This is a genomic window from Trinickia mobilis (genome assembly GCF_017315705.1).
Lineage (GTDB): Bacteria > Pseudomonadota > Gammaproteobacteria > Burkholderiales > Burkholderiaceae > Trinickia_A > Trinickia_A mobilis.
Window position 1 is genome coordinate 38,333 of the sequence record NZ_JAFLRF010000036.1, and the last position, 21,264, is coordinate 59,596.

16 protein-coding genes and 1 pseudogene are annotated in these 21,264 nt (G+C 66.2%); 10 read left to right on the top strand and 7 right to left on the bottom strand.

Annotation, left to right across the window (positions count from 1 at the left end; translation table 11 throughout):
- The 9 genes and pseudogenes from J3489_RS29965 to J3489_RS30005 all read left to right on the top strand — a co-directional run.
- Positions 1–229 (top strand): annotated as a pseudogene (locus J3489_RS29965) (hypothetical protein); the annotation flags it as partial.
- 9 nt (positions 230–238) lie between these two features.
- A complete protein-coding gene (locus tag J3489_RS29970; protein ID WP_207004450.1) occupies positions 239–2,026 on the top strand; it encodes a TadA family conjugal transfer-associated ATPase in 1,788 nt (595 codons plus the stop codon).
- A complete protein-coding gene (locus J3489_RS29975) occupies positions 2,023–2,844 on the top strand; it encodes a type II secretion system F family protein (RefSeq protein ID WP_207004451.1) in 822 nt (273 codons plus the stop codon). Before J3489_RS29970 ends, J3489_RS29975 begins: the two co-directional genes overlap by 4 nt.
- 8 nt (positions 2,845–2,852) lie before the next feature.
- Positions 2,853–3,734 carry a type II secretion system F family protein gene (locus J3489_RS29980; RefSeq protein WP_207004452.1) on the top strand — a complete coding sequence of 294 codons (882 nt, stop codon included), beginning with the start codon at positions 2,853–2,855 and terminating at the stop codon, positions 3,732–3,734.
- Positions 3,731–4,390: a TadE family protein gene (locus tag J3489_RS29985; protein ID WP_242540414.1), complete on the top strand. Its 660-nt coding sequence runs from the start codon at positions 3,731–3,733 to the stop codon at positions 4,388–4,390. Before J3489_RS29980 ends, J3489_RS29985 begins: the two co-directional genes overlap by 4 nt.
- Positions 4,391–4,398: 8 nt before the next feature.
- Positions 4,399–5,022: a lytic transglycosylase domain-containing protein gene (locus J3489_RS29990; RefSeq protein ID WP_207004453.1), complete on the top strand. Its 624-nt coding sequence runs from the start codon at positions 4,399–4,401 to the stop codon at positions 5,020–5,022.
- A gap of 90 nt (positions 5,023–5,112) precedes the next feature.
- Positions 5,113–8,889 (top strand): YadA family autotransporter adhesin, encoded by a 3,777-nt coding sequence (locus J3489_RS29995; RefSeq protein WP_207004454.1) that lies wholly within the window; start codon positions 5,113–5,115, stop codon positions 8,887–8,889.
- Between the two features lie 70 nt (positions 8,890–8,959).
- Complete coding sequence (locus J3489_RS30000) at positions 8,960–10,045, top strand: OmpA family protein (RefSeq protein WP_207004455.1); 1,086 nt, start codon at positions 8,960–8,962, stop codon at positions 10,043–10,045.
- Positions 10,046–10,137: 92 nt separating this feature from the next.
- The gene (locus J3489_RS30005) at positions 10,138–10,599 is read left to right on the top strand and encodes a hypothetical protein (protein ID WP_207004456.1); all 462 of its coding nucleotides are present in this window, start codon (positions 10,138–10,140) and stop codon (positions 10,597–10,599) included.
- 198 nt (positions 10,600–10,797) lie between these two features.
- On the opposite strand, the gene J3489_RS30010 is transcribed toward J3489_RS30005, so the two are convergent.
- The 6 genes from J3489_RS30010 to J3489_RS30035 form a co-directional block, all read right to left on the bottom strand.
- Complete coding sequence (locus J3489_RS30010) at positions 10,798–11,985, bottom strand: chromate transporter (protein ID WP_207004466.1); 1,188 nt, start codon at positions 11,983–11,985, stop codon at positions 10,798–10,800.
- A 134-nt stretch (positions 11,986–12,119) separates the two neighbouring features.
- Positions 12,120–14,483 (bottom strand): bifunctional diguanylate cyclase/phosphodiesterase, encoded by a 2,364-nt coding sequence (locus J3489_RS30015; protein ID WP_207004467.1) that lies wholly within the window; start codon positions 14,481–14,483, stop codon positions 12,120–12,122.
- Between the two features lie 684 nt (positions 14,484–15,167).
- A complete protein-coding gene (locus tag J3489_RS30020) occupies positions 15,168–15,632 on the bottom strand; it encodes a RidA family protein (protein WP_207004457.1) in 465 nt (154 codons plus the stop codon).
- Positions 15,633–15,673: 41 nt separating this feature from the next.
- The gene (locus J3489_RS30025) at positions 15,674–16,870 is read right to left on the bottom strand and encodes an aminotransferase-like domain-containing protein (RefSeq protein ID WP_207004458.1); all 1,197 of its coding nucleotides are present in this window, start codon (positions 16,868–16,870) and stop codon (positions 15,674–15,676) included.
- Positions 16,871–16,963: 93 nt separating this feature from the next.
- The gene (locus tag J3489_RS30030) at positions 16,964–17,872 is read right to left on the bottom strand and encodes a DMT family transporter (RefSeq protein ID WP_207004459.1); all 909 of its coding nucleotides are present in this window, start codon (positions 17,870–17,872) and stop codon (positions 16,964–16,966) included.
- A 257-nt stretch (positions 17,873–18,129) separates the two neighbouring features.
- Positions 18,130–18,852 carry a VOC family protein gene (locus J3489_RS30035; RefSeq protein WP_207004460.1) on the bottom strand — a complete coding sequence of 241 codons (723 nt, stop codon included), beginning with the start codon at positions 18,850–18,852 and terminating at the stop codon, positions 18,130–18,132.
- Between the two features lie 278 nt (positions 18,853–19,130).
- Between J3489_RS30035 and J3489_RS30040 the strand changes: the two genes are divergently transcribed.
- Positions 19,131–20,591, top strand: coding sequence for an aminotransferase-like domain-containing protein (locus J3489_RS30040; RefSeq protein ID WP_207004461.1), 1,461 nt, complete (start codon positions 19,131–19,133; stop codon positions 20,589–20,591).
- Positions 20,592–20,602: 11 nt separating this feature from the next.
- Here the strand turns inward: J3489_RS30040 and J3489_RS30045 are convergent, their stop codons facing one another.
- Complete coding sequence (locus tag J3489_RS30045; protein ID WP_207004462.1) at positions 20,603–21,163, bottom strand: L,D-transpeptidase family protein; 561 nt, start codon at positions 21,161–21,163, stop codon at positions 20,603–20,605.
- Positions 21,164–21,264: the final 101 nt, after the last annotated feature.

Here is a 21,264-nt window from a genome sequence, read left to right on the forward strand (position 1 = left end):
GCCGGCTGCCGCGATGCCCGCGCCGACGGCGCAGCAGGCCGAGGTACGTGCGCCCGCACCCGCCGCGGTGCCTGCGCCGGCCCAACCCGCCCCGCGGGCGATCGCGAAGGCGACGCGGCAAGCGGCGCAGGTCGACGCCGACACGTTGCCGGAAACCGACGCGCGCTGGCTGGGCACGCTGGCTGACCAGTTCCGCGAGATCGATACCGCGCCGTCCGGTCAAAAATAAGGTGACGCCATGCTGAAGATTTCCATCCATCAACGCGACGGCAGCGCGCAGATCGTCGAGATCGGCGGCGACTGCACGATCGGCCGCGGCCCGGCCTGTTCGATCGTCCTGACGGGCATGCTGGTCGGCAAGCTGCACGCGACGATCGAGAACCGCGCCGGCCGCTATTACCTGAACGATCGCGGCGGCTTTGCCGCCACGCTGGTGAACGGCAACGCGGTGAATGCCTATGGGCCGCTGCTCGCGGGCGACACGATCGAGATCGCGGGATTCGTGCTGACGATCGACGACTACGCGCCGCCCGCAATGCTCGGGGCCCAGCCGGCGGCGGACGTGCCCGCGCTGCGAGAGGGCAACGTTCATGTGCTGCCGGCCGCGCACGCGCTGGCCGGCGTATCGGCGAGCGCTGCCGCGCCGCTGCGTTCGCCTGCGGCCGCGCGTCAGGCGCGGGTGCATGTCGAGCCGGCTCCATCGACGCAAGCGGACAGCGCAATCAACAGCCGGCTCGGCATCGAGATCCGCAAGGCGGCGCATCAGCAATTGGTCGCGGCGATCGACATGCGCCGCCTGAACGTCAGCCGCATGGACGACGCTGAATTGCGGCTGACCGTCGGCGAGATGCTCGACGAAATCCTCGATGCCGATCCTCGCTTCAACACGGACGTGATGCCGCGCGCGTTGCTCAAGAAGAGCGTGTTCGACGAAGCAATCGGCCTCGGCCCGCTGGAGGCGCTGCTTGCCGACGACACCGTCAGCGAAATCATGGTCAACCGCTACGACGAAATCTTCGTCGAGCGGGCGGGCCGGATCCAGCGCGCGCCCGTGATCTTCACCGACGACCGGGCGGTGGTCGGCACGATCGAGCGCATCGTCGCGCCGCTCGGCCGTCGCATCGACGAAAGCTCGCCGATGGTCGATGCGCGGCTCAAGGACGGTTCGCGCGTGAATGCGGTGATTGCGCCGCTGTCGCTGAAAGGCGCGAGCCTCACGATCCGCAAGTTCAGCGCGAAAAAGCTCACCGGCGAGGACCTGGTCGACTTCGGCACGCTGTCGGCCGAGATGCTCGAATTCCTGCGCGTGGCGGTCGAGCAGCGCGCGAACATCGTCATTTCAGGCGGAACAGGCTCGGGGAAAACCACGCTGCTCAACGTGCTGTCGAGCTTCATCCCCGCCAGCGAGCGCATCGTCACCGTCGAGGACGCGGCCGAGCTGCAGCTCGCGCAGCCGAATCTCGTGTCGCTCGAAGCGCGTCCCGCGAACATGGAAGGCAAAGGCGCCGTGCCGATCCGCGAGCTGGTGAAGAACTGCCTGCGGATGCGGCCGGACCGGATCGTCGTCGGCGAATGCCGCGGCGGCGAGGCGCTCGACATGCTGCAGGCGATGAACACCGGCCACGACGGCTCGCTCACGACCGCGCACGCGAACACGCCGCGCGACTGTCTCGCGCGGCTCGAGGTGATGACGATGATGGCCGGGCTCGAGCTGCCGCTGCAGGCGATCCGCGACCAGATCTGCTCGGCGGTGAATCTCATCGTCCAGCAGACGCGCTTCGCGTGCGGCTCGCGCCGCATCACGCACATCACCGAAATCTCCGGCATCGAGAGCGGCACGGTGCAGTTGCAGGACATCTTCCTGTTCCGCGAAAACGGCTACGGCGCGCACGGCAAGATCAACGGCCACTTTGCGCCGACGTCACACATTCCCGATCTGTACCAGGGCCTGTCGCGGCGCGGCATCCCGGTCGACATTTCGATTTTCTCCGGAAGCGTTCGCGACCGGGTGGGCGGCGCGCGGTGAGCCCGCTCGTCGTCGCCGGTGCTGCCTTCGTCGCGCTGTGCGGCGCCGGCGCCGCGGGCATCCGCCTCGCACGCTCGCGCCGGCGTGCGAGCCAAGCCAAGCCGCGCGCGCGTCGTGTGGCGGACACCGCCGGCTTGCACGCGCAAGTGCTGCTCGTCACCGCCGGCGCGGTCCTTGCGGCTTATTTCGTGTCGGGCAGTTTCAACGTTGCGCTGTTTGCGCTGCCTCTCGCGCTCGTCTTGCCGCGGCAGCTGAAGAACCGGCGCGACCGGGAACGCTTGAAGAAGATCGATGAATGCTTGCCCGATGCGCTGTTGATGATGTCCGGCGCGTTGCGCGCGGGCGTGAGTTTTCCCGTGGCGCTCGCGGGCGTGATCGACGACACGCCCGCGCCGCTCTCGCAGGAACTCGACATGCTGATGCGCGAACTGCGGCTTGGCGTCGATCTCGACGACGCGCTGAAGAACATGGCGGAGCGCGTGCCGTCGCAGGATTTCGCGATGGTCTCGGCCGGCATTTCGATTGCCCGCGAAGTCGGCGGCAACCTGGCCGAATCGCTCGAGGCGGCGGCGAACATCATGCAGGAGAAGCGCCAGATGGAAGGACGCATCCTAGCGCTCACGTCACAGGGAAAGATGCAGGGCATCGTGATGACCTGTCTGCCGCTGTTCCTGATCGTCGTCCTGCAATTCATCGACCCGCAGGCGATGGAGCCGCTGTTCACCTCGCCCATCGGCTGGGGCACGCTTTGCGTCGTCGCGGTGATGGAAACCCTGGGCTACGCGTCGATCAGGAAGATCACGCGAATCGACGTCTGATACCCATCATGGACATGCTGATTTCATCCTCCATCGCCGTTGGCGTCGTGCTGGTCGCCGCGCTCTTTGTCGCCACCGTGCACAAGCTTGCGCGCGGCGTGCCGCGCGAGAACCGCGCGTTTCGCGACCCGCTGCCGCCTGTCGTCGCGACGCTCTGGCCTCTCGTGCGCTTCGTCGATTTTCATATTTCGCGCAGCTTTCCGAAGGTCGTGCTGCGCGATGTCCGCGGGCGGCTCGACGAAACGAAGGTGGCGTTCATGATGAGCGAAAGCCAGTTTGTTTCGCTGTGCGTCAGCTCGTCGCTCGTGACCTTCTGCGCGGGTCTGGTGCCGGGACTGCTGCTGGACGTGGTTTGGTTGCCGGCGCTGCTGTTCGCCGGTGCGCTCGCCGCGTTCTACCCGCTTGTCTGGCTGAGGGATATCGCGAAGCGCAACCAGCGGCTGCTGCTCAAGCACCTGCCGATCTACCTGAGCCTGTTGACGATGGCGGTCGAGGCCGGCTCGAACATCAGCGGTGCGCTGGAGACTGCGGTCAGGAAAGGGCCGCCTGGACCGCTGCAACGCGAATTCGAACACGTGCTGCGCGACGTGCGTTCCGGGATCTCGCGCGCCGAGGCGTTGCAGCGGATGGCCGAGCGCACGCGGATGCGCGAGATCGGCAAATTCGCGAGCGCGGTGGTGCTGGCCGAACGCATGGGCAGCGGCCTCGCGCAAACGCTGCGCTTCCAGGCTCGCCAGCAATTGACGCAACGTTTCCAGCGCGCGGAGAAGCAGGCGATGGAAGCGCCGGTCAAGCTGATCTTCCCGCTCGTGCTGTTCATTTTTCCGGTGACGTTCATCGTTCTCGCGTTTCCTATCGCGATGAAGTTCGTGGGCGAGGGGCTGCTATGAGGATGCGCGGGCAGGCGATGGTCGAGTGCATTGTCGTGTTCCCGGTGCTGATCCTGCTCGCGGCGGGCATCGTGCAGGCCGGCCTGCTGTACCACGCGCAAGCGACGCTGGACAACGCGACGCTGCGCGCGGCGCGCGCGGGCGCGGTTGCGCACGGCGCGTACGCCAGCCTGCGCGACGGGCTCGCGCGCGGCCTTGCGCCGATGTTCGCGACGAAGACCGGGCAAGCCGCAGCGCAACGGGCGCTTGACGCCGCAGCCATCGAGGTCGGCGACAGCGCGTTGACGAGCGTGTCGATCGTCAACCCGACCGAGGATGCATTCAGGGATTTTGCCCGCAGGGATGACTACGTCGGCAAGACGACGCTTGAGATTCCGAACGACACGCTGATGTATCGGGACCCGAGGCCGGGTTCGCGCTCGGGCATGTCGATCCAGGATGCGAACTTGCTGAAGATTCGCGTCACTTATTGCTACGACATGGTTGTACCGGCAATCAACCAGGTTTTTTATCAGGCTGTGCGCTTGCTGGACGGCCGCTCTGAAAACCGGTGCGTGGCGCATGCAAAGCCGACGGGCCAATGGCGCTTTCCGCTGACCTCGGAGGCCACGGTCCGGATGCAGACGCCGTTTCGGCTGGACGCTCCGGCGGGTTAGGGCGCGCGATGTCACGCGTTGAGTGGCTGCTCGCCGGCGTTGCGCTGGCCGTGTGCTGCGTCGATGCCGCTGCGCGGACCGGGGCACCGGTCGAGTTCATCACGGGGCGTGTTGCGCCTCTGCAAGACGATGGCGGGCAGCCTCGTGCGCGGCCATACGTCGGGCTGCCGCTGCCGACGGCGGGCGCGGCCTCGTCGGCCAAACGGGCGCTGTATGCGCCGTTGATCCGGCATGCGGCTGACGTGAACGCGGTCGATCCGTTGCTGGTTGCCGCGATAGCGGATGTCGAGTCGGGCTTCGACCCGCTGGCGGTGTCGCCGAAGGGTGCGCAGGGGCTGATGCAAGTGATGCCGGCTACGGGAAGGATGTACGGACTGCGCGATCCGTTCGATCCGGTGCAGAACCTGATGACGGGCACGCGGCATTTGAAGCGATTGCTCGACCGGTTTGGAAACGACGTTGCGCTGTCGGTGGCTGCTTATAACGCGGGGGAGGGGGCGGTGCTGAGGTATCGGATGAGCGTTCCGGACTATCCGGAGACAAGGGACTACGTGCGAAGGGTGCTGGAGAAGTACCGCGGCTACGGCACGCATGACATGACGAAACGATTGATAGGGAGGCCTGACGAATGAATGTCGCTTGAGGCGGTAATCGGTTGCGCACGCAAGGTATCAATCCATGAATTCGGAAGCAGGGGGTGTCGAATGTTCAAGAGCAAAACAATGGAATCGCCGGCCGTCGGGAGCCAAGTCAAGCCGAAATTCAAACTCAGGCCTGTCTATCATGCGGCCTCGCTGCTGCTGGGAACCGGCGCGGCTCTGGTGTCGGCCGATGCGAACGCCTTTTGGGGCAACGGCTGCGGGTTCCTCGGATGGTTTTCGTGCGGCGACACCAATGTCGAGAATAACTACATCACGCAAGGCGTCAGCGAGAGCGACGTGTACAGCGCTGTGAACAACGGCTTGACGACGGTGGGCGGCGGCGCCGCGATGAGTTCGTCGGGCATCGTCACGAAGCCGGCCTTCAACATCGACGACAACCGCTACCGCGATGTCGCATCGGCGTTCCAAGAGGTCGACAACCAGTTGCGCTATGTCGCCGCAAACGGCGGCTTTACCGGCGGGTCGGCTACCGGCGCGCTGACGGGCGCGAAGCCGATCGTCGGAACGGGGGGCGTTGCGTTGGGGCAGGATACGGTCGCGGGAACGAGCGCGGTCGCACTGGGCATCGCGTCGAAAGCGACGGGCCATTCGTCGGTTGCCATCGGCGATGCGGCGTCGACCGGACCTGATAGAGACAAGACCGCCGGCGCCGACTGGCAGTCCGACGCCATCGCGCTTGGCTCGAACACCTATGCGACGTTCCATGGAACCGCGCTCGGCTCCTATTCGAGCGCATCCACCGACGGCGCGGTGGCAATCGGCTATCGCGCCGCGGCCAACGGCCGCGGGTCGGTTGCGCTCGGCGAGAACTCGGTCGCGGACCGCGACAACACGGTGTCGGTGGGTCGCGCGGCCAAGGATGGACAGACAGCGATCGAGCGGACCATCGCCAACGTTGCGCGTGGCTCGAAGGATACCGACGCCATCAACATGAGCCAGCTTTCCGAGGTCAACAACAGAATCGACCGGCTTGTGTCGAACGGCGGCAATGACCCGCTTGCCCTCACCTACGACGACGAAACCAAACGGAAAGTCACGCTGGGCGGCCCCGGCGCGACGAAGACCTCGCTCTTGCGCAACGTCGGCGCGGGGGAGCGGGACACGGACGCCGTCAACGTCAAGCAAATGAAGGACGCGATCGACAGCGCCGGCATCGGCACGGGCAACGCGGCCTATTTCAAGGCGAACGGTCTTGCCGACGGTACCGACAATGCGCAGGCGCCGGGCACGGATGCCGTCGCGATGGGCCCGTCCGCCGGCGCTTCCGGTGTGGGTGCGGCGGCCGTGGGCAAGGGCGCATCGGCGCCGGGGGCCGGCGCCGTGGCGGCGGGGCGGTCGTCCGTGGCGTCGGCGGACTATGCGACGGCATTGGGCGAAGGCGCCAAGGCGTTGGGGCTCGCGTCGATGGCGATGGGCGCCGGCGCGAAAGCGGAGAGCGACAGCGCTGTCGCCATCGGCAGTAACAGCCGAGCACGGGCGCAGGGCGCGCTTGCGCTCGGCAACAACGCCAGCGTGGGCGGCCTGGACAGTATCGCGATCGGCAGCGGCGCGCGGGTCGAGAAGAAGAAAGACGCGGGCGAGGACCCGCACCATGCCGTGGCGCTCGGCGCCAACTCGGTCGCCGACAGCGACAACACGGTGTCGGTCGGGTCGCAGTCTTTGCAGCGGCGGGTGACCCACGTCGCCGCCGGCATTTCGGACACCGACGCAGTCAATATCAAGCAACTGGTCGATGCCGGCGTGCTGGTGGCCGACGACCCCAACTCGCAGACCAGCAAGTATTCGAACCGGGCGGTCACCTATGACGGCCCCGATCGCAAGGTCGTGACCTTCGGCGATACGGGCGACCCCAACGACCCGAAGAACAAGCCGGCAGTGCCGGTGCGGCTGTCGAACGTCGCGGCGGGCGTCGGCGATACGGACGCCGCCAGCTTCGGGCAGCTTCGCAGCCTTGCCGGCAGCACGATCAGCACGATGGCCGACGCGGGCATCGTCAAGGAAGTCACCGTTGCCGCGACGCCCGACGTTCCCGAACATCAAGCGCTCAAGACGCTTAGGGCGGTGACGTACGACGACAAGACGGTCGACGACTACAAGGACGTGACGTTCACCGCGAAGGACGGCAAATCCCAGGTCGGGCTGCACAACATCGCGGACGGCAAGAGCAAGTACGACGCGGTCAATGCGGGGCAGCTCGACGTGGTGCAGAAGCAGGTCGAGGCGGTGGTCGGCGGCAACTCCAAAGATCTCGCGGTGCTGTACGACAACCCGGGCACGAAGAGCCGGGTGACGCTCGGCGGCATCGCCCATGAGCCGGTCACGCTGACCAACGTCAAGGCCGGCGAGACCGACCTCGACGCGGTGAACTACAACCAGTTGAAGACGCTGTCGGACAAGGTCGCGGCGATCAAGCCCGGAACCGGAGGCGATGGGACGGACGCGCTGGCGGTTCACTACGACAGCGACGCGAAAATCAAGGTGACGCTGGCCGGCAAAGACGGCAAGTCGCCGGTCACGCTGACCAACGTCAAGGCCGGCGAGACCGACCTCGACGCGGTGAACTACAACCAGTTGAAGACGCTGTCGGACAAGGTCGCGGCGATCAAGCCCGGAACCGGAGGTGATGGGACGGACGCGCTGGCGGTTCGCTACGACAGCGAGGCCAAGGCCAAGGTGACGCTGACCGGGAAGGACGGCAAGTCGCCGGTCACGCTGGGCAACCTGAAGGACGGCGTGGACGATCGGGACGCGGTCAACATGCAGCAGTTGAAGGCGACCGGGCTGCTCAAGCCGAACGATCCGAACAACCCGGGCGGCGGCTACCAGACGGTCGCGGCGGTGACGTACGACAACGCCGCGAGGACGAGTGCGACGCTGGCGTCCACGGAGGGCAAGCCGGTGGTGCTGGGCGGCGTGGCGGACGGCAAGTCGGCGAACCAGGCGGTCAACGCGGGCCAGCTCGACGTGGTGCAGAAGCAGGTCGAGGCGGTGGTCGGCGGCAACTTCAAGGATCTGGCGATCCTGTACGACGGCGTCGACAAGAACCGGGTGACGCTCGGCGGTATTGCCCATGCGCCGGTGCTGCTCACGAACCTGGCCGACGCGCCGATCGTGATCGGCAGCAAGGATGCCGCGAACGCCGGGATGCTCGCGTCGGTCCGCGACAACCTGCAGGGCCAGATCTCGTCGATCGATGGCCGCGTGACCCAAGTGGAAAGTCAGACCGGCAATTCCGGCGGGGGCGGCAATGGGGGTAACGGCGGCAATGGGGGCAATGGCGGCAACGTCGCCGCTGGAACCTTCGCCGCCGATGTCGTTGGACCAGGCACTCCCGCGTCCGTCACGGCGGGCACTGGCGCGGTCGCAATCGGCGACGGGGCGCTCGCGAGCGGTTCGAATTCGGTTGCGCTCGGCAAGGGCTCGATCGCCGATGCGTCGAACGTGGTATCGGTCGGCTCGGCAGGCAAGGAGCGGCAGATCACCAACCTCGCGGCAGGTACGCGCGACACGGATGCCGTCAACGTCGGGCAGCTCAACGCGCTGGGCAAGGAGACGCAACAGGGTTTCAACGCGGTCAACCGGAGCATCAGCGAACTCGACAAGTCGACCCGCCGGGGCATCGCCGCCGCTGCCGCGTTGCAAAGCACGGCGCCGTATCTGCCGGGCCGCACGAGCCTCAATGCCGGGGTCGCCAGTTATCGCGGCGAACAGGCGCTTGCTGTCGGCGTGTCGAGCTGGAATGGGAAGGGCACGTTCAACTGGAACGCGGGTGCGTCCTATGGCGGCGGCGGCAGCGTGATCGTGCGCGCCGGGGTCGGGATGGTGTTCGGCGGCTGAGCGCTCGCCCGGCGGGTCAAGCATTGCCCGGCGGCAGCCGCCGCCGGGCCTTCCCTTCTTATTCGACACGATGACTAAACGAACGCTTATTTCTCTCTCGTGCGCGATCGCGGTGTCGGCGTGCGCGGACCACGCGGCTCGGGACACGCTCGCCATCCAGGACAGGACGGTCTTGAAGACCGGGTTCGGCGCGACCCAGGACACGGCGGCCGGCGCGCCGACGCAGGCGTGGCTGGACAAGTACGGCGAGCCGCTCGGCGACGACGCGATTGCCGACGCACAGGGCCGGCTGGACGCGCTAAAGGCGGCGCATCCGGAGCGAGGTTATTTTTCCGCGAAGGCGCAATGCTGGATCGACGCGGTCACAACGGAACGCGACCAGCGCAGCCAGTGGGGATTCGTGCCCGAAGCGCTGGGCGAGGCGAACCGCATCGTGGACTCGATGCAAAAGGGCAACATGCCGGATGTGCGCAATGCGCAATTGCGCACGTCGGTGGAGGTGCGCCCCGATCTTTGGGCGAGCGTTCGCAACCTGCAGCGCGATCCTGCGTTTCTTCACTGCTTGCCGGCGCAGGCGACGCTTGCGTGTTCGGAGGTGGCGTTGATCCACGCGGGCTACGAGGCGTGGACGCGCGATTTCATCGCGGCGAAGGCGCGCGTCGACGGTGTCGAAACGGGGCTGCAGCGGGCGTCAGGCGAGTTGGATGCGTGCAGGGCGCAGGCTGCGCCCGTAGCCGCGCCGGTTGCCGCAAGCCCTGCGCCGGCAGGCGTGCCGAAGCATCTGCGATTCAAGACCGATGGGCTGTTCCGGTTCGGCTCGGCCGATTTGCTCAAGGCGTCGAGTGCCGGCATGCGCGAGCTGGCGCAGCTAGTTACCGCGCTGCGGGATGAGCAGGCTAGCGTGATTCGGATCGACATCGACGGGCATACCGACCGCATCGGTCGCGACGCGGACAACGACGCGCTGTCGGCGCGCCGCGCCCAGAGGGTCAAGGCGTATTTGCTGGAGCAGGGTGTGAACGTGCCGATCGCGACGCGGGGAAGGGGCAAGCGGGAACCGGTTGTCGACTGCGCACAGAAGAACCGCGCCGCGCTGATTGCGTGCCTCGCGCCGAATCGGCGTGTCGATGTCCGGATCGAGGTGAAGGGGGAGTAGGGGGCGGGGCGATGCGTGCCAGGTCGATCGGCGCGTATCGCCCTATGGTGAAAGGACGTGAGATAAACCGGGAAGTGTCGAGAGAAAACGCCATGAAGATTGACCGATTGAACAGTGGACAGCCATCAACCGTCGCTTCACCTTGGAGCAGTGAGAAGGGGCCGATCGGATCGTCTGCCAACGTCCTGACAGTGTCCACATCTTCCTCTATGAGCGGCCCGCTTTCTGCGCCGCTAGACGTGCAAGCAGACCGCGATTTGCCCATCACGTTGCGATTGCGGACGTCTACGTTGTTCGATAACTGGCAAGAGTCTCAGAAGAACGAAAACATCCGTGAGAGATCGCTTAAATATCACATGGACAAGATTCGCTCAGGCGAACCATTGGAGCCGATTTGCATAGAAAAAGTCTTCGTTACCAAGGAGGACGCTATTCGGCTGCGAACGGCAGACGGAAGACACCGGCTCACCGCTGCAATGCGTTTTCGCGTTCCGGAAATTGAAGTGGTTGATAGTGAAGTGGCACGGCAAGTTAAAGATATATTCTGCGATTAGCAGTCGGCGCGTCAAAGCGCGCAGGGCGCGGATCATTCGATCGGCACGATTCTATTGACGCTGGTCACGATCGCGGTCGGCCTCAAGACCCGATGGAATCCGTTGTGGCTGATCGCGGCAGGGGCTGGGCTGGGGCTGTCGGGCTTGGTTTGAGGCAGGCGCCGGGTGCCGGGGGCTGAGTCTGTATCGGCCGGGGCGCTACGCGTGCCCGAACACGATCCAGACCGCACACGCGACAGCCACCGTCCCATACACGGCATACACGGGCACCTTGAGCTTGCCGAAGCACAGGCAGGCGAACGCCGCAGTCAGCAGATAGGCGGGTTCGAGCGGCACGCGCACGGCGATGCGCACGACGGCCGCAACCAGGAACGCGGTGGTCGCCGCGCGCAGCGCCCGCATGCCGTGCTCGAAGCGCGGGTACGTTTCGAGCTGCTTCAGATGCCGCTGCGCGAGCACGATCAAGCAGCCGGACGGCACGAAGAGCGCAAGCGTCGCCGCGACGGCGCCGAGCCAGCCGTCGGTCAGATAGCCGAGAAACGGCACGACGTTCAGAAGCGGTCCGGGCGAGACGGGGGAGAGCGCGAAGGCCAGCGTGAAATCGCTGTCCGTTACGCCGGCTGCGGGTGTCACGAACAGCGTCTTCAACACGGGCAGCGCCGAGAAGCCGCCGCCGAAAAGCGTCATGCCGGCGCCGGCGAGCCGCGGCCAGAGAAACGCGGTTTCGAAGCGATGCGGCAGCGGCAGCGGCACGGCAAACAACAAGATGAGTACCAGCAGCGCGCAGAGCAATCGCCAATCGCCCCGGCGCAGCGTGATTTCGAGACGCCCGTCGCGCGCCGGGCTCGCGAACCAGCCTGCCGCGAACGCGCTGGTGAGCAGCACGACATAGGTGGCCGCGCTGTGCGCGAAGGCGAGCGCGATGCAGGCGAGCGCCGCGACCGTCCAGCCGAGCCGCCCGCGCACGATCGTGCGCGCCTGCTTGCACCAGGTGACGCCGATCAGCGCCGCCAGCACCACGCTGAAATGATTGAGCAGCATCTGCGAGGCCATCGCGCGCACGAGCCGCGTGTGATAGAAGCTCGCGAACACCGTCATCAGCGCGAAGAAGGGGAGCACGCTGGCCGCGCCCGATACCCAGGCGCCTGCGCGTCCGCGCAGCGCATGGCCGGTCTGCACGGCGACGTTGCAGCCGACCGGCCCCGGCACCATCCACGCGAGCGCGATCCAGTCGGAAAACGCGAGCCGCGTGAAGCGCCGCTCGCGTTCGACGTAATGGTGTTCGAGCTGCGCCATCAGCGCGAGGCCGCCCCACGACAGCGACGACAAGCCGAACATGACCCAAAACAGCGTCCAGAGCGGTTCCGGCTCGCGCGGCTCGGGCATGTCGCGGGAGGTGGAGCGTTCGGGTTCGGCTGGCGGGGCGGCGTCGCTATCGGTCTTCGAACGGATGACGAAGCTCGACGCGTGGGGCAAGCCGGCATGGCGGGACGGCGCGCGCCAATCGGTCATGCCGGGCCCTACGCGGACAAGCCGCTGGTGCTCGTCTGGCCCCGGCTCTGGCCGTGAACCTGTGCGCCGTGCACTTCGCGCGCGCTGCACACGCCGAAGCGTTCGAGCAGCGCCCCGATGCCGTCGGCCGGCACCGGACGCGAGAACAGGAACCCTTGCGCCTCGATGCGTCCGAGCGCCGAGAGCCACGCGATCTGCTCTTCTGTCTCGGTGCCTTCGACGACCACCTTGAGCCCGAGCGAGCGGGCCAGATTGACGATCGCCGACACCATCACGCACACGCTGCGGTCGCCGGGAATCGCCTGCACGAACGAGCGGTCGACCTTGAGCGTATCGACCGAAAAGCGGTTCAGGTAGGACAGCGACGAGTAGCCCGTGCCGAAATCGTCGAGCGCGACGCGCACGCCGAGGCGCTTCAACGCAATGATCTTTTCCGACACGAGCTCGGGATACTCCATCATCGCCGTCTCGGTGATTTCGAGCTCGAGCCGGTGCGCGGGAATGCCGGTTTCCTCGATCGCGCGCGATACGGTCTCATAGAGGTCGCCGCGCCAGAACTGCACCGCCGAAATGTTCACGGACATCGACAGCGAATCGTAGCCGTCGTTCTGCCAGGCAGCGAGCTGGCGGCACGCGCTGTGCACGACGAAGTCGCCTATCGGCACGATCAGACCGGTCGATTCGGCGATCGGGATGAACTCGTTCGCGGAGATGATGCCGTGCTGCGGATGGTTCCAGCGCGCGAGCGCTTCGAAGCCCGTGATGCAGCGGCGCGAGAGATCGACCATCGGCTGATAGACGAGAAAGAGCTGCTCCTCGGCGAGCGCGACGCGCAACTGCTGCTCCCACTTCATGAGATGGTCCGCGCGATGCGACAGATGCGGCGAGTAGAACTGGTAGCAGTTCTTGCCGGCGTCCTTCGCGCTGTACATCGCGAGATCGGCCTTCTTCAAGAGGTCGATTTCGCTTTCGTTCGCGACCGAATAGAGCGCGATGCCGATGCTCGCGTGCAGCACGAACGACGTGCCGCGCACGTCGAACGGACGCTCGAACGAGGCGCTCACTCTTTCCGCGAGGTCCACCGCGTGCCGCTCGACGTCGGAGCCCTTCAGCACGACGACGAACTCGTCGCCGCCGATGCGCGAGAGCGTGCCCGCGTCGCCGACCGCATCGGACAAGCGCGCCGAGGTCATCTGCAGCACGATGTCGCCGGCGTTGTGGCCGAGCGTGTCGTTCACCGTCTTGAAGTTGTCGAGATCGATGAAGAGGAGCGCGAGGCGGCCGACGTTTGCGGGCTGCCCCACGTCGTGGCGCAGCGACTGCAGCGTCGCGTAGCGGTTGCGCAGGCCGGTCAGCAAGTCGTACTCGACGAGATGCGTCATCTCGCGCTCGCGCCCGAGGAGCTTGCCGATCAGGCCGGTCGCCACCGCGAAGAAGCCGAGCATCGCGAGCGAGATGAAGCCCGCCATCAGCAGGTAGACGTTGCGCGTGTGGTTGTAGTCGGCGAACTCCTCGGTTTGCGACAGGCCGACGAGCACGCCCATCGGATAGCCGTCGATATGCCGGTACGACACGATGCGCGTGATGCTGTCGATCGGATCGACGTAGGTGCCCGACACGTGTTCGGAAACCGGATACGCGCCCGTCGCCGAAAACGCGCCCGGCACGTCCTTCACGCTGCCGGTGTGGCGCGCGAGCACCGCGCCGTTGTCCGAAATCACCGCGATCACGCCGTACTTGCCGATCGCCGCGTTGTTGTAGAAGTCGCTCGTGAAGTAGTTCGGATCTTCCGACACGACCACGACCCCCGCGAACGAGCCGTCGGGGTGATTGAGCCGGCGCGTCATCTGCAGCGTCCACTGGCGCGACACGCGGCCGAGCACCGGCTTGCTGATATAGAGACTGTCGTCGTTCTCGTGCTCGTGAACCTTGAAGTGCTCGCGGTCCGACAGGTCGATGCGCTTCGGATTCTCTTCGGCCGTGTTCGCGACGAGCGTGCCGTGCTCGTCGATCAGCGAGACCTGCACGAGCGTGTCGCTTTGCACGACGCCTTTGCGGACGGTGGTCGCGAGATCGAAGTGACTCGGGTTTTTCTCGAACTCGTACTTGACGAAGCGGGTGATCTGGTCGACCTGATGGATGGCCTTGATCGTGTGCTGCTCGAGCGCCGCCGACAGGATCGCGGCCGACGCCATCGCTTCGCGATAAGTCGTTTCTTTCTCGACCGACAGCCGCGCGTAGATCACGGTCCACAACAGGATCAGCACCAGTACGCCGAGCAGCGGAATAGCGAGCAGCGCGCGGGGATGCGAGCCGCCGGAGTGGCGCTTCAAACGTGTGTCGCGCGCGGAATAGTGCCGGGCGAGATTCATCGAGCCGACCCAGTCCATGGGCGTCGGGACGTCTGGCCGGTATTCGTCGACTGCGCCAGGTTCGTATTGGACTGCATGATTAGCATCGTTGCCGAGACTGCCGCGCAGAGTCAAAAAGTAATACGTTTCGCGGACGCTATTTTTCCGTGAAACGTGATTATTCCGATCTTACTGAATGACTAAAAATTAAGATAGCGTCCGTTTATCGGGTAAACGTTTGTTTTTGTTGGCATGAAATCCTGTCAGGCCGTGGCGCTGACCTGGCCGGCGGACGCAAGTCCTTGCAAAGATTGAAAGAATGGAGAGGCAATGGATTTTCGCGACGTCATTTGAATTATCGATCTAAGGTGCTTTAGCCTTGCGCGGAATGCAATCCGTAAATACGCGCGATGGCGCATTTAGGCGCTGGCCGGCTTTCCCATGCCGGAGCCGGCACCGGAATCTCGTTTGACGTCGCTCGGTGTTGGCTGGTCGTGCGGGGTGCCGCGGCGGGCACTGTCAGCCCGGCAGAAACGTGCCGTCGACAATCGTCATGGATTGGCCGCCGATCCAGATGCGGCCGGCGGCGCCGCCATAGTCGACGTGCACGCCGCGGCCGTCGCGCTGAAGCATCGTGCCCTGGCGGGCGACGTAGTGTGAGCCCGGGCGCAGACCCTGGCTCTTCAAAAGCCCGGCGATGGCGGATTAATCGACTTCGGCGATCAGCTCGATCTCGACGCATGCGCCAAGCGGAATCTGCGCGACGCCGAACGCCGAGCGCGCGTGCTTGCCGGCGTCGCCGAACACGTCGGCGATCAGCTCGGACGCGCCGTTCGTCACGAGATGCTGCTCGGTGAATTCGAGCGTCGAGTTCACGAGGCTCATCACCTTGACGATGCGCTTGACGCGGTTCAGGTCGCCGGTATGCGCGTGCAGCGTGGCGAGCAGGTCGATCGCGATCGAGCGCGCGGCTTGTTTGCCTTCTTCGGTCTGCATCGTCGCGCCAAGCTTGCCGGCCCACACCTTGCCGTCCTTCTTCGCGATGTGGCCGGACAGATACACCGTGTTGCCGCTTTGCGCGCTCATCACGTAGGCGGCGGCGGGCGCGCCCGCCGCGGGCAGTTCGATGTTGAGTTCCTTCAGCTTGTCGTACACGTTTCTTTGAGCCATGACATGTCCTTTGGTCGGTGAGGGTAGAGACAGGGTCGGATTTAGACGCGCTCGCGAATCAGTGCGGCCAGGCGCGCCACGCCTTCGTCGATCTTGGCGGGCGGCACGGTCACGAACGACAGGCGCAGCGTGTTGCTCTGCGCCTCGTTCGCGAAGAACGGCCCGCCCGGCACGAACGCGACGTTCTGCGCGACCGCGGCTTCGAGCAGCTTCATGCTGTCGATGCCGGCCGGCAGATCGACCCACACGAACATCCCGCCTTCGGGCCGGTTCCAGCTCACGCCTTCGGGCATGTAGCGCTCGAGCGCCGCGAGCATCGCCTGGCACTGGTCGCGGTAGAGCGCGCGGATGGTCGGCACGTGCGTGTCGAGAAAACCGTCCTTGACGACTTCGTGCACGACGCGCTGCGTGAAGCTCGGGGTGTGGAGATCGGTGGCCTGCTTGGCCTGCACGAGTTTGAAGTGTAGTTCCTCGGGCGCGATGAGGTAGCCCACGCGCAGCCCCGGCGCGAGCACCTTCGAGAACGAGCCCAGGTGGACGATGTGGTCCGGCGCCATCGAAAGGAGCGTCGGCAGCGGATTGCCCGCATAGTCGAGCGCGCCGTAGGGGTCGTCCTCGATGACCGGGAACGCGCTCGTCTTCGCGAACGCGGCGAGCGCGCGGCGGCGCTCGATGGGCAGGCGCCGGCCCGTCGGGTTCTGGAAGTTCGGCTGCGCGTACAGCAGGCGCGCGCCGGCCGTCAGCGCGGGCGCGAGGCCGGCGGGGATCAGGCCTTGGTCGTCGGTCGGCACCTGCACGTAGCGCGGCTCGTACATCGAGAACGACTGCAGCGCGCCGAGGTAGGTCGGCGTTTCGACGAGCACCGGGCTCGCCGGATCGATCAGGACCTTGCCGAGCAGATCGAGCGCCTGTTGCGAGCCGGTCGTGATCAGCACTTGCGAGGTGCGGATCGAAGCGCCGTTGACCGAGTAGCGCTTGGCGACCCATTCGCGCAGCGGAAGATAGCCTTCGGTCGCACTGTATTGGAGCGCGGCGGCGGGCGAATCGCGCAGGATGCGGTCCGACGCTTCGCGCATGCGCTCGGCGGGGAACGTGACGGGCGACGGCAGGCCGCCCGCGAACGAAATGACTTCAGGCCGTTCGGTGACTTTCAGAATTTCGCGGATCGCCGAGCTCGTGAGCTTGCGTGCGCGTTCGGAAAGTTGCCAGTTGTTCTGCGGCAGGTCGCTGTGGTCCATGAAGTCTCCAGATTTTGTGAGTGGGGCGGCTGAGAAGCGGAATTATCGCCTGAGATACGGGTTGTCTATCTACCTTTCATGCGCGCGCCTAGTTCAAGCCGCACGGGCGGGCTGCGGCGCCGTGCGAACCGCGGCCTTGCGGCCGATCACGACGGTGGCGATCACGGCGGCGGCGAAAAGCCAGGTCGACGGCGCGACGGTTTCGCCGAAAAACAGCGCCGAGAACGCCATGGTGAAGAAGATCTGCAGCAGCTGGACCTGGCCGACGCGCGCCGTGCCGCCCGTCGCGAGCCCCGCGTACCAGGCGAAAAAGCCGATGAATTGCGAAAAGATCGTCACGTAGCCGAACGCGAGCCAGGTCGAAAGCGACGCCGGGCCGGGATGCTGCACGTGCTGCGCCCAGGCGAGCCAGCCGACCGGCAGCACGAGAAACGGCGCCGAGAGGACGAGCGCCCAGCAGATCACCTGCCAGCCGCCGATCTGCTTCGCGAGGCGCGCGCCTTCGGCGTAGCCGAGCGCGCCGATGCCGACCGCGACGAGCATCAGCGCGTCGCCGGCCTGCAGCGAGCCGCCGCCCTGCTGCAGCGCGTACGCGACGACGATCGCGCTGCCGGCAACGGCGCTGGCCCAGAACGCCTTCGACGGCCGCTCGTGCGACAGCCACGCCGCGTAGAGCGCGACGAACAGCGGCTGCAGGCCGTTGACGACGGCGCCATGCGATGCGGGCACGCTCTTCATCGCCCACGCGGAGAAGACGGGAAACGCGATGATCACGCCGAGCGCGACCACGGCGAGGCTCTTGACCTGCCGCCAGGTCGGCCAGGCTTCGCGCCGGTACGCGAGGAGCAGGGCGGCGGGCACGGCGGCGGCGAGCGCCCGGCCGAGGCCGTTCAGAAGCGGGCTCCATTCGTGCACGACGATGCGGGTCATCGGCAGGGTCAGGCTGAAGATCATCACGCCGATCAGGCCGAGCAGCATGCCTTGGGATTCGCGCGGGTTCATGACGCCTCCCGTCCCCCGCCCCGCGGCCCAAGGCCACTTCCTTCGGGGCGCAGGAAGTCCCCCGCCCCGTGGGAAGTCCCCGTGGGGGATTGGGGGATTGGGGGAGGGGGCAGCGAACGAAGGTGGGCGTGGGGGGTGTTCATACGGTTCGTCTCTCCATGTTGTGGTGCGGCTCGCGTCCTGCCGGGCCGCGCGGTTGCGATGGCTTGTTATAACCGCGAACCCCGCGCTAAACGACGGCTCGGCGCTGATACCGCCTATTTGAGCGTGCGGGTTTCGCCGGACAGGCCGATTTCGATTTCGGCGGCGAGCGCGGGCTCGCCTGCCGTGGCTTCCAGCCGGATCAGGTGCGACACGCCGAGCCAGTCGAGCTGGGCTTGCACGTCGTCCGCGCACGGATGGCAGCCCGTGAGCGACTTGAGCCTCAGCCCGGTTTCCGGCAGACGGGCCGCGGGATAAAGCGGCGTGTCCCACTGGATCAGCGTCGGCACGATGCCGTCGCCCGCGCCTTGCCGGCTCGGGAACGCCCCGTCGTCCGGCACCGACAGGCTCCAGGCGAAGCCACCGCGCGTCATCGGCACGACGGGCGCGATCCGCTCGGGATACTGCGACTGCCAGCGCACGAGGCTCTTCGGCCGCTCGACGCGCACGACCCAATGCGCGAGGTACGGGCCGCGGGCCAGCCGCGCGTGCGTCGCGGGATCGTCGAGCGCGAAGAGGCGCGCGCGAGGCGGCGTGGCTGCGCCGCTGCTCGAAGCCGAGGCCGCGCCCGCAGCGGCTTCGGCTTCCGGATCGATCGCGATCACTTCGAGATAGGCGCCGCCCCCCAGATCGAGGAGCCGGTTGTGCGTGCGCATCAGCGGGTGCGCGCCGCCGGGGACCAGTTCGGCGCCGAGGGTATCGGCGACGAATTGCGCACCTTCATCGAGCGTGCGGGCGGCGACTACGAGGTGATCGAGCGAAAGCGTTCGGGCGTTCATGGCGTACTGGCTTGCAGTTATTGCGGTTAGGACAGGAATCGGACGGAATGCCGGTACGCGTTCATGTCCCTCAGGGTTCCTCAGGGCGCGCACCGGGCCAATAGCATACCGCCCGCGCCGCTTCCCCTCCGCGCGGAGCCCGACGGCGCGCACGTTCTGCCGCACGCCTTGTTCTCCTTTCCGCTTGCCAGACGGCATTGTCTGGAAACTGTAATCGCTCGCACCAGCACAGTAACGGTACAATCGGGGCGATACTTTTCGGTACAGTTGGAGCCGTCATGTCCGTCCCGCTGAATCTGATTCCCGCCCCGCACGACGCATCGCCGCTCACGCTCGTCGATCAGCTCGTGCAGTGGGCGCGGCGCCGCATGGAAGAGCGCGTGTTTCGTCCGGGCATGCGCATGCCGTCGATCCGCAAGCTCGCGCTCGAGAAGGGCGTGTCGCGCTTTACCGTCGTCGAGGCGTACGAGCGGCTCGTCGCGCAGGGCTTCCTCGATTCGCGCCGCGGTTCCGGCTTTTACGTGCGCGAGCGAGCGTGCGGCGGCGTGCCTGCTGAACGGCGCGCATCGGCCGGACGCCAGCCGGTGCACAACACGATCGACGTCGTCTGGCTATTGCGCAACATGCTGCAGACGTCGACGAGCCCGGAGAAAGGGCCGGGCCTCGGCTACTTGCCGAGCCGCTGGCTCGACGGCGAGCTGATCACCGGCGCGCTGCGCGCGCTCGGACGGCAAAGCGGCGCGCAGATGCTCGGCTTCGGCACCGCGCAAGGCTTCCTGCCGCTGCGCCAGCAATTGCAGACGCGCCTCGAGGAGTTCGAGATCGGCGCGGCGCCCGATCAGATCGTGCTCGTGTCGGGCATCACGCACGCGATCGACCTGATCGCGCGCATCTACGTGCAGCCGGGCGACGCAGTGATCGTCGGCGATCCGGCGTGGTTCCAGATGTTCGGGCGTTTCGCGTCGCAAGGGGCGCAGTTGGTCGGCATGCCGTACACGCCGGAGGGGCCGGATCTCGATGCGCTCGAGCACCTGGTCGAGATGTGGCGCCCGAAGATGCTCGTCATCAACTCGCTGCTGCAGAACCCGACGGGCACGTCGCTCACCGCCGCGCAGGCGTTTCGCATCCTGCGGCTCGCCGAAGCCTACGATTTCATCGTCGTCGAAGACGATATCTATGGCGACCTCTGCCCGCCGGGCCATCCGGCGACGCGGCTCGCGGGCCTCGACCAGTTGAAGCGCGTGATCTATCTGGGCAGCTTCTCGAAGACGCTGTCTGCGAACCTGCGCGTGGGATTCGTCGCGTGCGGGCCCGAGGTGGCGAAGGCGATCACGGATCAGAAGATGCTGGTCGGCATGACGACGCCCGAACTGAACGAGCGCGTGCTGTACAAGGTGCTGACCGAAGGCCACTACCGGCGCCATGTCGAGCGCCTGCGCGTGCGGCTCGACGGTGTGCGCGACAAGACCGCGCGCATGCTCGAAAAGGCGGGGCTGCGCCTCTTCACGATGCCGGCCGCGGGCATGTTCCTGTGGGCCGATACCGGCGTCGATTCCGACGCGCTTGCTGCCGCGGCGCACGAAAAGGGCTTCCTGCTGACACCGGGAAGCCTGTTTTCGCCGCAACAGTCGCCCACTACGTGGATGCGCTTCAATGTCGCCAATTGTGGCGATCCGGCGCTGCCGGAGGTGATCGGCGACTACTTGGAGTCGGTGGTGCGGCGCGCGAGCGCGGTCTGACGCGCCGGCGGTCAGCCTTTGATGTCGATCGGCGTGCTGTTGGGCACGAGCGACCAGATCTCGCGCATGTCGTCGTCGGTGAGGGCGATGCAGCCGTTCGTCCAGTTCCAGCGCCGCTGCAGGTTCCCGATGAAGCCCCAGCCGTTGGGCAAGCCGTGAATCATCACGTTGCCGCCGGGCGGGACGCCGGCGTTCAAGGCCCGTGCCATGTCGTCCGGGCTGGGGTAGGAGATGTGCAGGCTGAGGTGGTAGGCGGAGTTGGCGTTGCGCCAGTCGATGACGTAGCGTCCTTCGGGGGTTTTCTTGTCGCCTTCTTTTTGCTTGTGGCCGTGGGGATTGCCGCCCAGCGAGATGCGGTATTCCCGCAGCACGACGCCGTCGCGCAACAGTTGCAGGCGCTTTTCCGATTTGAGCACGAGGATGGCGTCGGCCTGATCGGCGGTGTTCGCCATGGCGGGAGCGGTCGTTGAGCCGTAACGCGCCGCGAGCCGGGTGTAGCCGTAGGCGGCGATGGCGAGCAAGCCTGTCATCAGGTTGATGACGACAACCGCTTTCAACACGGGAACGCGCATGATCGATCGAAAGTGGTGTGGGGTTGGGGGGTGCCCCTATGTGATTCGTCAAGCATTAGGGGCGGATTTCGGTTGATAGAAGGTGCCGTCGCGCAGCATGG

Bases quoted from the DNA above. Each gene is read 5' to 3' on its own strand.
- J3489_RS30045 (WP_207004462.1), bottom strand. From the start codon at position 21,163: ATGCGCGTTCCCGTGTTGAAAGCGGTTGTCGTCATCAACCTGATGACA.
- J3489_RS30010 (WP_207004466.1), bottom strand. From the start codon at position 11,985: ATGCCCGAGCCGCGCGAGCCGGAACCGCTCTGGACGCTGTTTTGGGTC.
- J3489_RS29985 (WP_242540414.1), top strand. From the start codon at position 3,731: ATGAGGATGCGCGGGCAGGCGATGGTCGAGTGCATTGTCGTGTTCCCG.
- J3489_RS29995 (WP_207004454.1), top strand. From the start codon at position 5,113: ATGGAATCGCCGGCCGTCGGGAGCCAAGTCAAGCCGAAATTCAAACTC.
- J3489_RS29990 (WP_207004453.1), top strand. From the start codon at position 4,399: ATGTCACGCGTTGAGTGGCTGCTCGCCGGCGTTGCGCTGGCCGTGTGC.
- J3489_RS30025 (WP_207004458.1), bottom strand. From the start codon at position 16,870: ATGGACCACAGCGACCTGCCGCAGAACAACTGGCAACTTTCCGAACGC.
- J3489_RS29980 (WP_207004452.1), top strand. From the start codon at position 2,853: ATGGACATGCTGATTTCATCCTCCATCGCCGTTGGCGTCGTGCTGGTC.
- J3489_RS30035 (WP_207004460.1), bottom strand. From the start codon at position 18,852: ATGAACGCCCGAACGCTTTCGCTCGATCACCTCGTAGTCGCCGCCCGC.
- J3489_RS30005 (WP_207004456.1), top strand. From the start codon at position 10,138: ATGAAGATTGACCGATTGAACAGTGGACAGCCATCAACCGTCGCTTCA.
- J3489_RS30015 (WP_207004467.1), bottom strand. From the start codon at position 14,483: ATGAATCTCGCCCGGCACTATTCCGCGCGCGACACACGTTTGAAGCGC.
- J3489_RS30000 (WP_207004455.1), top strand. From the start codon at position 8,960: ATGACTAAACGAACGCTTATTTCTCTCTCGTGCGCGATCGCGGTGTCG.
- J3489_RS29970 (WP_207004450.1), top strand. From the start codon at position 239: ATGCTGAAGATTTCCATCCATCAACGCGACGGCAGCGCGCAGATCGTC.
- J3489_RS30020 (WP_207004457.1), bottom strand. From the start codon at position 15,632: ATGGCTCAAAGAAACGTGTACGACAAGCTGAAGGAACTCAACATCGAA.
- J3489_RS30030 (WP_207004459.1), bottom strand. From the start codon at position 17,872: ATGAACCCGCGCGAATCCCAAGGCATGCTGCTCGGCCTGATCGGCGTG.
- J3489_RS30040 (WP_207004461.1), top strand. From the start codon at position 19,131: ATGTCCGTCCCGCTGAATCTGATTCCCGCCCCGCACGACGCATCGCCG.